General features: G+C 40.4%; 14 protein-coding genes and 1 pseudogene. 13 read left to right on the forward strand and 2 right to left on the reverse strand.

Annotation, left to right across the window (positions count from 1 at the left end):
- Positions 1 to 303 precede the first annotated feature (303 nt).
- The 13 genes and pseudogenes from RMO55_RS20950 (at position 304) to dnaB (ending at position 12,888) form a co-directional block, all read left to right on the forward strand.
- Positions 304 to 855, forward strand: coding sequence for a hypothetical protein (locus RMO55_RS20950; protein ID WP_310429958.1), 552 nt, complete (start codon positions 304 to 306; stop codon positions 853 to 855).
- On the forward strand, positions 852 to 1,439 hold the full coding sequence (locus tag RMO55_RS20955) for a vWA domain-containing protein (RefSeq protein WP_310429960.1): 588 nt from the start codon (positions 852 to 854) through the stop codon (positions 1,437 to 1,439). The genes RMO55_RS20950 and RMO55_RS20955 overlap by 4 nt, the downstream gene beginning before the upstream one ends.
- A 25-nt stretch (positions 1,440 to 1,464) precedes the next feature.
- Positions 1,465 to 1,908 (forward strand): zinc-finger-containing protein, encoded by a 444-nt coding sequence (locus RMO55_RS20960; protein ID WP_310429962.1) that lies wholly within the window; start codon positions 1,465 to 1,467, stop codon positions 1,906 to 1,908.
- 2 nt (positions 1,909 to 1,910) lie between these two features.
- On the forward strand, positions 1,911 to 2,165 hold the full coding sequence (locus RMO55_RS20965) for a hypothetical protein (protein ID WP_310429964.1): 255 nt from the start codon (positions 1,911 to 1,913) through the stop codon (positions 2,163 to 2,165).
- Positions 2,166 to 2,239: 74 nt separating this feature from the next.
- The gene (locus tag RMO55_RS20970; protein WP_310429966.1) at positions 2,240 to 2,656 is read left to right on the forward strand and encodes a hypothetical protein; all 417 of its coding nucleotides are present in this window, start codon (positions 2,240 to 2,242) and stop codon (positions 2,654 to 2,656) included.
- A gap of 375 nt (positions 2,657 to 3,031) precedes the next feature.
- Entirely contained in the window at positions 3,032 to 3,445 is a 414-nt protein-coding gene (locus tag RMO55_RS20975; protein ID WP_310429968.1) for a hypothetical protein, read from the forward strand.
- Between the two features lie 707 nt (positions 3,446 to 4,152).
- A pseudogene (locus tag RMO55_RS22385) lies at positions 4,153 to 5,718 on the forward strand (strawberry notch family protein); the annotation flags it as partial.
- Between the two features lie 513 nt (positions 5,719 to 6,231).
- Positions 6,232 to 6,474, forward strand: coding sequence for a strawberry notch C-terminal domain-containing protein (locus RMO55_RS20985; protein ID WP_310429985.1), 243 nt, complete (start codon positions 6,232 to 6,234; stop codon positions 6,472 to 6,474).
- Positions 6,475 to 6,567: 93 nt separating this feature from the next.
- Positions 6,568 to 7,650, forward strand: coding sequence for a tyrosine-type recombinase/integrase (locus RMO55_RS20990; protein WP_310429970.1), 1,083 nt, complete (start codon positions 6,568 to 6,570; stop codon positions 7,648 to 7,650).
- Complete coding sequence (locus RMO55_RS20995; protein WP_310429973.1) at positions 7,647 to 9,113, forward strand: tyrosine-type recombinase/integrase; 1,467 nt, start codon at positions 7,647 to 7,649, stop codon at positions 9,111 to 9,113. The genes RMO55_RS20990 and RMO55_RS20995 overlap by 4 nt, the downstream gene beginning before the upstream one ends.
- Positions 9,100 to 10,740: a site-specific integrase gene (locus tag RMO55_RS21000; RefSeq protein ID WP_310429975.1), complete on the forward strand. Its 1,641-nt coding sequence runs from the start codon at positions 9,100 to 9,102 to the stop codon at positions 10,738 to 10,740. Before RMO55_RS20995 ends, RMO55_RS21000 begins: the two co-directional genes overlap by 14 nt.
- A complete protein-coding gene (locus tag RMO55_RS21005; RefSeq protein WP_310429977.1) occupies positions 10,737 to 11,579 on the forward strand; it encodes a DUF6262 family protein in 843 nt (280 codons plus the stop codon). The genes RMO55_RS21000 and RMO55_RS21005 overlap by 4 nt, the downstream gene beginning before the upstream one ends.
- On the forward strand, positions 11,572 to 12,888 hold the full coding sequence (dnaB, locus tag RMO55_RS21010) for a replicative DNA helicase (RefSeq protein WP_310429979.1): 1,317 nt from the start codon (positions 11,572 to 11,574) through the stop codon (positions 12,886 to 12,888). The genes RMO55_RS21005 and dnaB overlap by 8 nt, the downstream gene beginning before the upstream one ends.
- Before the next feature lie 72 nt (positions 12,889 to 12,960).
- On the opposite strand, the gene RMO55_RS21015 is transcribed toward dnaB, so the two are convergent.
- On the reverse strand, positions 12,961 to 13,887 hold the full coding sequence (locus RMO55_RS21015) for a P63C domain-containing protein (RefSeq protein WP_310429981.1): 927 nt from the start codon (positions 13,885 to 13,887) through the stop codon (positions 12,961 to 12,963).
- A 171-nt stretch (positions 13,888 to 14,058) separates the two neighbouring features.
- The gene (locus RMO55_RS21020; protein WP_310429983.1) at positions 14,059 to 15,321 is read right to left on the reverse strand and encodes a DNA sulfur modification protein DndB; all 1,263 of its coding nucleotides are present in this window, start codon (positions 15,319 to 15,321) and stop codon (positions 14,059 to 14,061) included.
- Positions 15,322 to 15,582 lie beyond the last annotated feature (261 nt).

Raw genomic sequence — 15,582 nt, forward strand, 5'->3', positions numbered from 1 at the left:
TAGCCAAGCTTCAGCCCAGAGGAACTCACCTCAGAATCGGTTAATCAATCGCAAACATTACTTTAAGGATATCCCATGTTAACTAGACTAATTGCTGCTCGTCAACACTTTATTTGTTTGCTGAATGGAGAATTTGAGAACAGACGATTTTCGATTTTAGAGGCACTGATAGAGGTCTATTACGAATTCTTCGCTTGGTAACAAACTTTCACTTTCAGAGTTATCAACTTACAGTAATTCCCAACACAACCTTTGTCAATTGACTATTCAGTACCAATCGCAATTAGCAGTTGGTACTTTTTTATGTCTTTCTATCAAGTACTTAGTATGGATTTATCAATTTTACCAGATGACCAGTTACTTCAATTAATTGAAGCAATAACTAAAGAAGTTGCTCGACGGGCGATCGCCATTCAAGCAGCAACTAATAAATATTGGCAAGATGCTAAAGAAGAGATTTTAGACAATATCAACGATTGTCAAGCTCCTATCGATAACGATTGCACTAAAGCAACAGTTATTAGTTTACTCAAAAATCTGGATTTTTTTAGAGCCTATAAATATGATTCGTTTTCCTTGTCAATCTGGGAAAAGAATGGAGATATTAGATTGTATCTCCAACAAAGTTTCAAAACTAATGGCTGGAAGTTTACTTACTATCATACGGGGAACCCTTGGAAGTTTAAAGCCTCAATTGAAGCTCCAGATCTAGATCCAAGTGGTATCTCAGCTTTCAGAAACTTTGGCAGACTGCTATGCAATGAGCTGCCTGTCAAGTTTAAATGTTTCTCCACCCACGATGCCAAAAATCAGATCGATACCCAACTATTACAACGATACCAATCGAAATTATGACCAACTTAGTTAATTCTTTAACCTCGATTATTCAAGCGGCTTCCCAGTTACCAGCGACGGGTATTGCCGCCAATTATCATCAACGGATTGGGACTGGTAATCTTGATATTAGATGTTTATTGCTTGATACCAGTGGTTCGATGTCGATGGAATGCAAAGGTAAAGATCGTCGAATTGATGTATTGAGAAAGGCTGTAGAGGCACTAGATTGGCAATCCTATCGCCTATTCACCTTCGACTCATTCTGTGTCGAAATTCCTAATCCCAGTGCATTGTGGGCGACTGGTGGCGGAACAGCATTAGATTTAGGACTTAAAGAAATCGCCAAGCTCAATCCCAGTCAGACAGTAATAATTTCTGATGGTGAGCCAAACAACGAGCAGGATGCCATTGCCGCAGCGGGGTTGTTAAGTGGCACCATTTCAACTGTTTATATTGGTGATGATATAGATAAGAGTGCGATTGCCTTCATGCGAAAACTAGCTACACTCGGCTGTGGAAATACTTATGTGCGGGACTTAGGGCGGGGTCATGCCGAATTGAGTGGAACTATCAGTAATTTGCTACCACCTTCAAAATTATAAAATCAAAAGAGGAGAAATCAATCGAGTGGCTAAACATTTAAAATTAGATGCCTGGAAGAAAGAAATATTAGCCGGAAATCTTTGTCCATATTGTAACGATTTAACCAAACGAATTAAAGGTTCAGAAATTTATGGAGAAGATACACCTTGGGCAGATCTTGACTTTATGCTGTGCCGTCCTTGTTGGGCTTATACGGGAGTACATCAAAAATCGGGAATTGCTTTGGGAAGTGTCGCTAATGCCCTCTTGCGCGATAAAAGAAGGGCTGCTCATCAAGTTTTCGATCGGTTGTATCAGGAAGCATATTTGACTAGAACTCAAGCCTATCTATGGCTAGCTAAACAACTAGGTCTAAATCGGAAGTTAACTCACATCGGTATGTTTGGAGAGGAAACTTGCGATCTAGTTGTTGAATTAGTACCACCGTTTTTAGAGAAATTACGTCAACAAACAAACTTGAGGAAATAAATATGTCAGCACGGATTATAGTCTCACAAACATTAATCATCACCGCCCACGTAGAAGTGAAGGATGAAAATTTATTACATTGGCTAGGAAACGAAACAAATCTCTTTGACTACTTAACGCCAGATCGAGAGAAAAATCCAGAAATTAATGTCGAAGTTACCTCGATGGATCATTGTTACGATTTCGATATTCAGTCGATTGAAAAGTCTGATGGTAGCGAATGGAAATGGAATGGCGAACAGTTAGCTAAAGCCTAATTCTCTGAATCTTTGTAAAAAGCTCGGTCAGACATATCTGATAGGGCTTTGTATTGTCAATTTTAGAAAGATACATGAAGAACAAAATTAATTGGCAGATTTGTCAAGGTTTACAGACCAGAATCTACAGAAATCTGCGAACAGGAACGATGAGTCTACAGCAGAAATTCGGTAACAGTTGGCTGGTAATTGGACATGTAACCAATGTTGTGATTAAGCATCCAAAGTTCTATGTTTCCGAACCTGGAAGACAGCGGGTTATTAAAGAGAAACAGAAAAATGTTCATGCGTATAGTACCGGAATATTAGTGAATGTTGCCCCAGAAAAATTGCCAGATCTTCAAGAGATTTATTACTGTCCCTACGCTCAGTCCTATTTCTCTTGGAAAGAGACTGGAGAACCAATTACTCATGCAGACTTATTAGTCGTAATTGATAATCGAGTTTTCTGTCCCGTTGAAGTTAAACAGCCTCAACTAAGCCTATTTTAATCCGATCTATCTTTCTACTCCAACCATTTATTTTTAGGCTTGACTCTCCAGCGTCGAGCATATACCAACGCGAGAACAAACTTACCTCATAACTAAAACTAAAACAAATAATGAACGACCTCATCAAAGCACTAATAGAGAATGAAATGGCGAGCGATAGAGCAGATGCTCTCGACATTATTAATTGCATGAAACAAGAAGTTAAGGACGGTGAAGACATTCAAGATGTTCTCTCACAATAAGAGCTAGAGCTAGATTATGCAATCGATCTATTTTAACTTCAAGCCTTGCTTTGATTTGTAAGCCAGTAACTCAGTTTCTGGCTTTTTATTGCCCACTCATTAATCTAAAAATATGCAACTCCAATGTAATCCCATGACCATCGATACCTATCTCGAACATTATGGCTATGCCGCCATTCGAGACGATGGGAAACATAAATTAGTTCAGTTGAAAAATCTCAAACTAGTTCAAATTGAATTGAGCGAAGATGATAGTTACACCATTCAGGAAGTGACACAAGGCAACGCAGGAGAACGCTGGGAAGATATTAGCATCGAAACAGTAATCGAACATATCCAAATGCTTGAAGGTGGTAATGATACGTTCGCTAAGATCTGGCACGTTGATGATGTGCTTTCCATTAACTCAGATCTGAGTCGGGAGCGGGCACGATTAGTGCTGACAATGGCAATGAATAACCATGATGCCAACATCGGGATTAACTGGGAAGTACTGAAAGAATATATAGATCGAGTTTTAGAAATGGCAGCCGCAGGAATTATCTAAAACGTATACCAAATTGAATTTTGCCAGCAATTAGTAATAGTTGCTGGCTTTTTTGTGCCCATTTATTGCCAAATACTATGATTACTCAAGTTAAAACTCACACTCAAGTAGCTGTTGCCGAATTTGTCACCAAATTAAGAGCGGATGAACGGTTGATTCAAAATGTTGTCATCGAATTGATGAGCTATATCTTCGGAGATCTTGCCAGTGGTAAATGGCATTGGAAACAAGCTACCGATCTAATCGAGGCTGCTGTCGTTAGAATGCTGCTCGACGATGATTTTAAATCACTTGAAGATGTCGAAAATCTTCAAAGTTTGATTCCTCATCATCAAGTGAGATCCCAACAACAAATCCAATTTCAACAGTTCTCAACCCCACTCGCCCTAGCCTGGATTGTGAGTCAACTTGCTTCAGTTAAAGGGAGTGATATTATCGCCGAACCAAGTGCCGGAACGGGGATTCTTGCAGCAGCTACCGCAAATAGATTGTTCTATGACAAACCTCGCCGCATCATTCTCAATGAGATTTCCCCCTCCAGAAAAGCTTTGCTGCGGGAATTATTTGATGCACAACATCCAGTTTACTCAGTTAATGCGGAATACCTCAACGACACATTAAACCAGGGCGAACAGCCAACTTTAATCTTGATGAATCCGCCATTCTCGTCCTCAATCGGCAACGATAAACGGGACAAAGAATGTTGTATGAAGCATTTACGTTCGGCACTACTGCGACTGCAAGATAATGGCAGATTGGTAGCAATTGTCCCCCACTGGTTGAGTCCTGAGAAGCAGTCCAAATACTTTGCTAGTCTACCGTCTCAATTGCAGTTGAGTCTATTCGTCAGTGGTAATCACTATCGACACCACGGCACCACGATGGATACCCGTATCCTGGTATTTGACAAAATTCCGCAGATTGAGATTCCCAAATCTATCGATCTGAAATTTTCTGTCTCGGCTCGCGAACTAGCAGCCATTGCGTCTGAAAGTTGCCCGCCAAGAATCATCTTTAATCCCTACGAGCAAATTGAAGCCAAAGATGAACCAGTCGCCGCTGCTAGCCCAATTCAACTGCTATTCGCCGGATTGCCATTATTTCAGCTTCAACCAGCCGCACAGCTACAAATAACCTTCAAACCAGTTGTTACCGTTCCCAATCTCGCACCGCCAATCGTGGTGATGGAGCCACGCAAGCAATTTGACGATTTAGTTCAACTCGATTATCAACCAGCCACCAAAGATAAATCACCCATGACTGATGGCGTTTATGCCGTCTATCAAGGTGCAATTGAGATCGCTGGAGCTACCCCTCACCCATCCCCTATTTGTGAAAGTATAGCCATGTCTGCGATCGATCCTCCCCCTCCTACCGTTCGTCCAATCCTACCAGCACGAGTAATCGCGGAAAGTCTAGCTTCTGATTGCCAACTGGAAACGTTAATCTATGCTTGCCAAGCTCATTCCAAACTGCTCGATACCCCTTGGTACATTGCCGACAACGGACAGATTGCAGTGGCGAATCCAGATAATCCCGCTGGTAAATATCACCGCCAAGGCTATTTCTGCGGTCATAATACAGGGCTAGGTAAAAGCCGAATCATTGCACTACTAATCCTCACTAACTGGTGCGAAGGACGCAAGAAAGCTGTCTGGGTGAGCAAGAACGAATCCTTACTCGAAGATGCTGGGCGTGATTGGATGGCGATTGGTGGCAATGCGGCTCAAGTAGTGCCCTTATCCAAGTTCGCCTAGGACAAACCCATTTTGATGTCTCAAGGCATCTTATTCGTCACTTATGGCAGCTTGCGGAGTGCCGCCAAAGGTAACAAGAAGTCCAGAGTCGCCCAAATCATCGAATGGCTGGGGGATGACTGGGATGGTGCCTTATGTTTCGACGAATCGCACCTGATGGGTAATGCAATCGGCGAAGAAAACGAGCGTGGAGTTACCAAGGCTTCGGCTCAGGCATTGGCGGGGACGAATCTCGTCAATCGTCTACCAAATGCCCGCGTCACCTACCTAAGTGCGACAGGTGCAGCCAAGGTAAGCAGCCTGTCTTATTGCCAGCGGCTGGGGCTATGGCAGACTCGCAGCTTTCCATTTGCTTCCAGAGCAGATTTCATTAGTTCGATCGAAAATGCTGGTGTTGCTGGGCTGGAAATGGTGGCAAAAGACCTCAAAGCTGTGGGGTTATATCTCGCTCCTAGTCTGAGTTTCGATGGTGTGAAGTTTGAAACTGTCACCCATGAATTGACCCCAGCCCAACGCGAAACATGGAATACCTATGCCGAAGCATTCAAACATATTCACCACCAAATTAGTACCGTTCTCCGCGCAATCAACCTCGAAACAGAAAGTGGTAAATGCACTAATGGTCGAGCTAAAGCTGTTGCTATGGGCGTGTTTGAAAGCGTAAAGCTCCGATTTTTCAATGCGCTGATTTGTGCTGCCAAAGTTCCCACGCTCATCGATTGCCTCGAACGAGACTTGTCGGCTGGATATGCTTGTGTGGTGCAACTGGTATCTACCGGAGCAGCCTCGATGGAACGCCGCCTCGCAGAGATTCCCGCTAGTGAGTGGGGCGATATGCGGGCGATCGATTTCACCCCCAAGGAAGGGATAATCGAGTATCTACTCACTGCTTTTCCCGTCCACGTTTATCAGGTGTCCCAGGATGAAAATGGCACAATCAAAAGTGAGTTAATGACTGACGAAAATGGAGATCCCGTTATTTCCCAAGAAGCTCTAGCCGTGCGGGATGGGTTAATCGAACGGATGTCGATGCTACCCCCAGTCAACAGCTTACTCGATAGTCTGAACTGGCATTTTGGGACAATAGTAGCCGAGGTGACTGGACGGAGCAAGCGGGTGATGCTCAAGGATGGACGCTATCAACTATCCCAGCGTTCTAGTTCGAGCAATGTCGCCGAAACCAATGCGTTCCAGGCTGATGAAAAGCGGATCTTGGTATTTTCTCAAGCGGGGGGTACAGGTTATCTTATACAAAAATTATATATTAAATAACAACAACAACGAGCTTCTTTTTCTACATCATGCAATTATAGCTATATACTAAATTTTATTTCTACAACGTGTATTGTATGGTACAATAGACCTATGAGATTAACACTGCAAAAAGGAATAGATCCACATACCAACGAGATAGTCTGGGTCATGTTGGATGAAGACTACCAGGTAGTAGAACCCATTCAACGTTACCTGACCTATCTCAGTACGTCTAAATCTCCTAACACTGTCGAAGCGTATGCCTACGATCTTAAATCTTGGTGGGAGTTTCTAGAACTCAAAAGCTTAGATTGGCGTGAAGTTCAACTGTCAGATCTTGAAGACTATGCCTACTGGTTGAGAATTGGAGACACCACAAAAGTTATATCCATACAACCAGTACAGGCGATTAGGTCAGAGAAGACGGTCAACCGAGCAATTACTGGGATCACTGGCTTCTATGAGTATCACATCGCTAGCAAAGCAGTAGATTTCAAACAGTTCGATAGATTCCACATGCCCTATGGAGTTAGTCAGCATGGGCTACTTACAGGCATCGCCAAGAGTAAACCCACCAGACAGAAGCTTGTCAAACTCAAAGAGCCAAAAAGCTTCCCTGGCTGTTTAACTGACGAACAGGTATCTACGCTGGTGAATGCCTGTCATCGCCTCAGAGATAAACTCATCATCCTGATGCTCGACGGTACGGGAATGCGGAAAGGTGAGCTTCTGGGGCTATGTCTTGAGGATATCGGAGAGGGTGGAGAGAACTACATTAAAGTTGTCAAGCGCAATAACCCCAATGGAGCAAGAGTTAAAGGGCTAGAACGAACCGTTCCCGTAGTGCCAGACATACTCAAAATGTATAACGACTACTTAATTTATGAGTATCCAGAGCCAGTATCTAATTATGTTTTTGTCAATATTTGGGAAGGGAAAATTGGAATGCCTATGAATCCTAATGTATTAAACATTATGTTTAATCGCCTAAGTAAAAAAACTGGTATTCATGTATATCCGCATTTATTTAGACATACTTATGCTACCCGTTTACTCAGAGCGAACTATTCACCAGATCGAGTAAAACATTTATTGGGGCATACATCTATTCAAACTACTCTGGATGTTTATTCTCATGTAATTAATGGAACAAGTCTACAAGAAGTAATCGAACGAGAGGAATCAGCAGAATGAGTATCTTAGCACATAATAATTTATCTTTAGATAGTTGGGCGATAAAGGAAAGTGAGTTAGCAAACAGCTTACTGGCTAATCCATTGTTGAAAAAGGATGTTTGGCACACAATTAATGATTTGGGTTTGCAAACCAATCAACATGAGAGAGTTTTGACAATTAGCTTTGAATCAATTCGACAAGATTGGTTTAAAACAACATCAAAATTATACGTCATAGTCAGAAGCAATCGTAAACTATCAGCCGCATACATCAAAGATGAAGTTCAGTATCTCAGTAGATTCTCTCAGTTTATCGAACAGAAATCTATTTTTATGGTTGGACAAATTAACACTCAATTATTTGATGAGTATGATTATTATTTAAAATCTTTAAAATTGTCGCCAAAAACAATAACACATCAATATACGACTTTGAATAACTTCTTTAACTGCTGTCGTGATGAAGGGTGGCTGGAAGTTAATACCTATTGGTTTAAAGGGCGACGTAATAGATCCACACCTAAAAATGATGATGTCGAGTACATTCCAGAAGAAATATGGCAACAGTTAAATGAACATCTACATTATTTACCTGAACCTATCCAACGGATGGTGATAGTAATTAGAGCTACGGGGTTAAGAATTGGTGAGCTACTTAACTTGCCTTTAGATTGCTTACGGAAAAGAGATGACCAATGGCGAATAAGATTTTTAACTGAAAAATACAAAGTAGATGATGAACTTCCTATCTGTGAGGAACTAGTAGTAATAATTAAAGAACAACAAGAATATATTAGGCAAACTTTTCAGGATAATTATAATAATTTATTTAGTGCTAATGCTAGCCGTTATTACTATATACCAGTTCAAAAAGTAATGCACTTGCGTGGTCTTAGTCAACGATTAAACAAATTAGCTCAGGAGCATAATATATGTACTAATGAAGGTCAGATTTGGCATTTTAAATCTCACCAATTTAGAAGAACTTTCGCGACAATAATGACAAATAGTGGTGTTAGAGATTTGATAATTCAAAAATATCTCAGACATCGTTCTCCAGATATGCAGAACTACTATAAGCATTTGTATAAAGAAGTGCTAGGAGATGAGTATCAGGAGTTAATGAAAGAAACTAGCTATGTAAATAGTACTGGTAAACTTGTGCTAACTCACAAGCCGAAAGATCTAATTACCGAAGCCATTAGACGTAGAATGCACCAAATTACAACTCAGTATGGAGAGTGCCATCGTCCGATATTAGAGGCTCCTTGTCAAACGGTAAATGCTTGTTGGCAATGCGAACATTGGCTAACCTCTACTGATGATTTACCTGTCCTCGAACAAGATTTACAACGAGTAGAGATAGAATTGAATACTATTTCGGCATTAGGAATGGTACGACAGCAGCAAACTTTAACTGTAGACAAGCAATTATTATTAATTCGGATTGAAGGATTACAGAAATTAAATGCTAAAGATTAAGTGGAATAAAAATTATCAAAAAGATTTTATTTGCCCCGATTTAGATTGTGAACCTAAGCACAGATTAGATCCTGGATATGAATTGAAAAATATGTATCTTATTAAAATAGATGGATATACACAGAAGAAAATATTTCAATGTAAAAATTGCCTAAAAAGATGCTCTGAATCTATAAATCTAAGGCTTAACACTATTAGTCGCCTCAGTAAGAAAGATTCTCCAGTAAAACGATTTAACTGGATTGACGATCTGTGGGATTTAAGATCGATTAATCCTAATTTTGATAGACGAGATAATCGATATACCGTTAATTTTGACAATATTGCCCTAGGCTGGTTTAAAAATGAGGCTAAAAAGTATGTACATCATTTATGTAAGAGCGAAAATTCTTTTTCTACAATCATTAACAAGCTAAATAATCTTAGACCTTTCTCTCAATATTTAGTTAGGAATAACATATCTACTTTTGACGAAATTAATCGCAGTCTGGTTATTAATTATTTGTCACAAGATCAAAAAATAGACAAAGATAAGTTATGTGCATTAAGAGAATTTTTTACATTAGGAAATATTGGAAACTGGTTTAACGTCGAACCAGATATTATTCGGAATGAGGACTATCCTAAGCGACATCGAGGTAATCCAGATCCCATATCTAACACTGTTAGAGAACAAATAGAACAAAATTTGCATAGATTACCTGACCCTATCGCTCGAATGTGGCTAATTGGTTATTTTTCTGCTATGCGCCCATCTGAATTAGCTCTACTTAAACAAGATTGTCTAGTTCAAGAAGGACAAAATTGGAAGTTGGTGTGGCACCGGAAAAAGACTAACGACTATCATGAAATTCCTATTACTATAACTATTGCAAAAGTAGTACAAGAACAACAAGAATATATCCGAAACCTTTGGAGTAATGAATGGGATTACTTATTCTGCCACTATTACAATTTATCTGATATAGATCCATCACAGTCTAACTTAAAGCCAATCAAGAAAATTCTTCCTAGTCAAGTCAGACATCCTTTATCAACTAGCATTTGTACTCTGATTAAAGCCATTGATATTCGCGATGAAAATGATCAGCTAGCTAAATTCACACCTAAACTTCTCAGATCTACTCGTTTAACTGAATTATTCGACCAAGGACATGACCTATCAGTAGTCAGTGCATGGGCTGGACATAAACACTTTGTCACTACCAGCACTTACTATACCGAAGTTAGTTGCGATCTGATGCAGCGGGAAGCAGGACACATTCACCAAGCACTAGTAAATAGTGATGGTAATCGTATTTCTTATGAATCATTCCCTAAATCCTTCTGGGACAATCCAGTAGCCCATAAACTAGAAGTTGGTGCTACTCATATCAACACTCCCATCTACGGATATTGTGGACTACCACTCGACCAAGACTGTCATAAGTTTCGCGCCTGTTATACTTGTCGATCTTTCGCTGCCACTATTGAAAAACTCCCTCAATACATCAACACACTTAACGAGCTTCGAGCCAAACAAGCCAAAGCTATGTCAGCAGGACAAGAAGTACTAGTCGAGCAATTTGGCAGACAAGCCGAACAACTCGACAAAATCATTGCTAGTTTACAACAGGAGGCAGCATGAGCAATTCAGATACCAAACAAGCCAGAGTTGATAATCTCCAACAAGTCCAAGCAGCCCGTAAGGAGGATTCAGCAGATCGAGTTTTCAAGGCAATCGAACGGTTACAGAAAATTAACGGCAAGATCAACTTCACAACTATCGCAAAAGAAGCCAATGTTAGTGTCTCTTACCTCTACAAATATCCAGAGATTAAACAACGTATCGCCGAGGTTAGAAACAAACAAAGATCGTTCCCAACCGCTCCAGTTGCTCAACCTAATTCATCCTCTACTGGTAAAATCATTACCCGTCTCAAGGAGAAAATCCAACAATTAGAGAACGAGAATAAAGAACTCAAACGCAAGCATGAAGCACTAGCAGGTCAAGTCTATCGAGTACATTACCTCCAAGAGCAAGTTGAAAGACAGCAGCAGATCATCGAGGGTCTACAAGGCAAATTAAAAGGCAAATTAAAAGGCGAACAACTAGATAGCAAAGTAACGCCGATATCAAGTAAGAGAAAAGCTACTATTGATGAGCAGATTCAATCCGAATTAGATGCTTTAGATATCGGGTTAAATCCTACTCTAACCAAGACAATTAAAGCTGCTACCGAATCGGCCGTCTTAGCAGCAATAGAAGCACTCAAAGATCAACTCAGCAAGAAGAATATCTCTAATCCTGAAGCTTGGTTAAATAAAGCCATTAAAGAAGGCTGGACTAAGCCAGAGATAATTCTGCAAACTTCATCTAAACCCGAACATCAAGTAGTTACTGCTGATACCCAACCAGCGAAAGAACTACTCAGTATCGACAAACTCCAGCAACTTAGTACTATCTTTAATCTGAAACATGAATGATCCTGTTCCCCCAAATAATATCGAATCAGAGGAGAGTATCTTAGGAGGTATTTTGCTAGATCCGTCAGCCATCGGACGAGTTATCGACTTACTGACTCCAGAAGCCTTTTATATTACTGCTCACGCCACTATTTACCGAGCAGCTTTAGATCTCTATCGTCAAGACAAGCCGACTGAATTATTCAGTGTCAAGGCATGGCTATCCGACCAGAAACTACTCAAACAGGTAGGTGGTGAAGCTAAATTAATCCAGCTATTAGAGCGGACAGTTTCAGCCGTTAATATTGACCACTTGGCATCTTTGGTAGTTGATAAATACAAGCGGCGCGAACTAATCGCAGCGGGTCACGATCTGGTGAAGCTAGGACATGATACGACTACCGAACTAGAATCGGTTTTCGACCAGTCAGAGCAGAAGATATTTAACCTCACAACCAACAAACAAGACCAGTTTAAACCCAAAGTTATTGGTGATTGTTTGGCTGCTGTATTTACCAAAATCTCACAGGGGAGCGAACCTGCATATCCTACCGGATTGGGAGATTTAGATACTTTGATTGGCGGGTTGATTAAGCAGGATCTAATCATTGTCGCGGCTAGAGCGAGTATGGGTAAAACTTGGTTGGCTTGTCATTTAACGAATCATATTGCGGTTACTCAAAACAAGCCAGTAGTCTTCTTCAGTGCGGAGATGTCCAGCGAACAGCTAACGAAACGGTTGCTATCGATGCACTCTGGGATTGACTCTCATCGGTTGATCCACAATACAATCTATGCGGATGAGTATGACACCCTGAAGCAAGCGTTGGTTACATTAGGCGAACTTCCCATTATCATTGACGATACTCCCGCTTATGCTCTGACACCCGCTAAGATTCGCTCTGTACTGCGGAAAATTCGCCATGAGCGAGGTGAATTGGGGCTAGTCGTCCTCGACTATATCCAAAAGCTCGGAGACAGAGCAGCGGGGAATAGAGCGCAGACTGTCGGTAAGTTCTCTGGAGCATTTAAAGATATCGCCAAGGAATTTGATGTCCCTTTTGTGGTTTTGGCTCAGATCAATCGTGGGGTAGAGAGTCAAGCGAATAAGCGTCCAGGGATGGCCGACATTAAAGACTCAGGTGATATTGAGCAGGATATGGATTTAGGGCTATTGCTGTATCGAGATGAGTATTATAATCATGACAGTTTGGAGCCAGGAGTAATGGAGATTATCGTCAGTAAGAATCGAAATGGGAGTGTTGGTAGCTGTAAGGTTGCTTTTGAACCCAGTGTAGGCAGATTTACTAATTTATCTTTGTCTGTATGATTTAAAAACTAGCTACTAAGCAACCGAGATAGTTGATTAGTAGCTAGTTTTGCAATCTGCACTAACAATTATTTATTCGTTGTCTCGATCTTCTGGAAAATCTTCTGCACTTAAATCTAAACTTAGCTGAGTTGATTGTTGATTCCCTCTTTTCCTGTCTCGCACCTTATTAAACCTGTCAATAAATTCGTCCCAAGTATCTGATGACTGCATTAGAGCGATTACAGAAGTCAATTGATTTTTTAAGTGAGGATTACCGATCTCATCGCTTAAACTTTGAAAAAGTCTAGCTGAATAATTTCCCGAACTAGTTTTGGGTGTTAACCGTTTGATTTCGTCTAAAACACCTTCGGGTAATTCTTTATAGACAAGTGTATTCGTCCAAGTTCCGATAACGCCAGGTCGTCTTTTGATACCTGGCACAGTAAAGTTCCAGCCTCGCAAGCGAAATATTTCTCGATAATAGCTATCAGGAAAAGTTTTCTGCCAAGGTCTTAGCTCTTCTACTACATATATCTCGATTAACTTTTGAAGCTCGTCTTTTTCTCTGGCATACTGATATCCTGTTGCTTCATCAATTAAGGCAATTAAGCCAACTTTAGCAAATGCTCTGACAAGAATTTCACATTGTTCAGCGATGATTTGCTGTCTCGATGAAAGGTTAATGTGTTGTCGTGCTTCTAAAAAAGAATCGCAAATATCTATAAGAATAGTAGCTTCAAAGCCATTAATTTTAGTATTGCCTTTGTAGCAGTCGATTGGCTCGAAATGCACCCCTTCACGATCTTTATAGATAAAGGGTTCCAGCGATTTTTGCTTCAAAATTCGGTCTAATGTGCTCCCAGAAGCTCGACTACCGTCGGCTGGCTCGTCAACCATCTTCAACGCGCTCTGCATGGTTCTTCCAGACAAAACCCGTCTACCGTCTTCAAGGACATAGCAAGCGATGGAAAAATCGCCAAGTTTAATTTCTCCCTCATGGGTGATCTTATTTCTCATCTATTCTAGTCTCCTTTGTATAATTCATTAAAAATCAAAAGTTATTCTAGTCGAATAATGTCAGAAGCAGCAATTGTACTCAGCTTTATCACAATTTACACATCATTTAGTAATTTAGAACCTACTCAGCCTAATCGCATGTAACCATATTTCAAGAGTTATGAGTGAAACTTAAACAATAGGATTAGGTAGTTTGAGTAATTCATCAGTCTCGAAATTTATTCCATGTGCAAGATTATATTCTCGCTGAATATCAAAGATTTCCTCTTCAGTCATCTTGTCAGCAGCAATGAGGTAATGAATTAGCTTACCCCCCTTTACAGGCGGCTGTTCTCCCCTGAGCATAGCACCGCTCGGAGCAACGAGAATATTTGTCCAAATTGTAGATGACATTTGCCAATCTATCTTGTTAGCACGTTGTACCGACTGACTTAGAGTCAAACGATTATCCTGTGTAGCTGCAATTAATCCCCTAAACAGAGCTAATTGAGCAACTGGCTTAAACAACAATGAGTAGGATTGATCGTCTTTTCGCATTTGAGGTATACGGCTACTATCTTCAAGAACTTCCCTGTACGGTTGTAAGCCTTCTAATACAGTGTTCCAAAATTTTTCAACTGTCTCATAGTACTGATCTAATTCTTCTTCTGATGGACGATTATTAGGGTCAATTGATACACCTTTATCTTTAAGAATAAGTTTAACAGTTTCATAAACAGCACTAATTGTTGTCAGTTTTGTGCTTCTCACTGCAAGCGCACTGCTCTTCCACTCAACAATTACATCGCTACTTTCACCTGCTTTAATACCTAAAGGAGATCCTTCACTCAATAATCTGCGGGCAATGATAGCACTCCGATCGTCTTCACTGGTAATAATGTTGTCCCCTCGGCTGGTTGGTTTTGCGTAGCGATTAACCTTATTAAATATCCGACGTGTTTTCTCACTGGTTTCATGCTGAATAAAGATGACACAAACATCATCATTTGGTACATCTTCTCGGCACACCCCATTTACCTCACCCTTGATCACCTTTTCAAGAGCTAAAAGGCGATGTTGTCCATCCAGCATGATAAGAGAACCACCATCTATCGTAACAATGCCAAGATCGTCTGAAACTGATTGATAAGCGCGTGGAGCTTTACTTGATAACCATTCTCGAAGACTATCGAAGTGAATTTCCCCCTTATAAACTAGTACAATCATTGCGCCAAAAAAACGATCCTCTGACTCTGCTATATATGGAGCAATCTGCTCCTTTACCCTCTTGATATCTGGATCTCGCTGTAACCGCTCCTCAATACTCATCGTTGTCCACTCGTCAAGTTCGCTAGCCGACCTTACTCCATATACTAGGTCACGAGCTTTCATCGTTGCTTGATAAAAATTTGTATTGCCCAAGTGTCCTTTAATGCCTGGAATAACTAATGCCATGAAGCCTCCAATAAGTTTAAATCTGGAACAACCACTTTTAATTTTGTAAGAACAGGCTGTCTGTTTTTACGTTATGAGTCCATGTTTTCACAAACAAAAGCATATGTCAAGCATTTTGTAGATTGTTTTTAAAAACAATCTACAAAATAGGCATGAATAATAAGCTTTATTTTCATAGGTCATAAAACTCATTGTAGAATACATATACAAAATCAATTGCTTTGCTAGCAACAAATACAAAATTTTTGTATTTGATAATAC

The sequence above is a fragment of the Chamaesiphon sp. VAR_48_metabat_135_sub genome, from assembly GCF_031418915.1.
Lineage (GTDB): Bacteria > Cyanobacteriota > Cyanobacteriia > Cyanobacteriales > Chamaesiphonaceae > Chamaesiphon.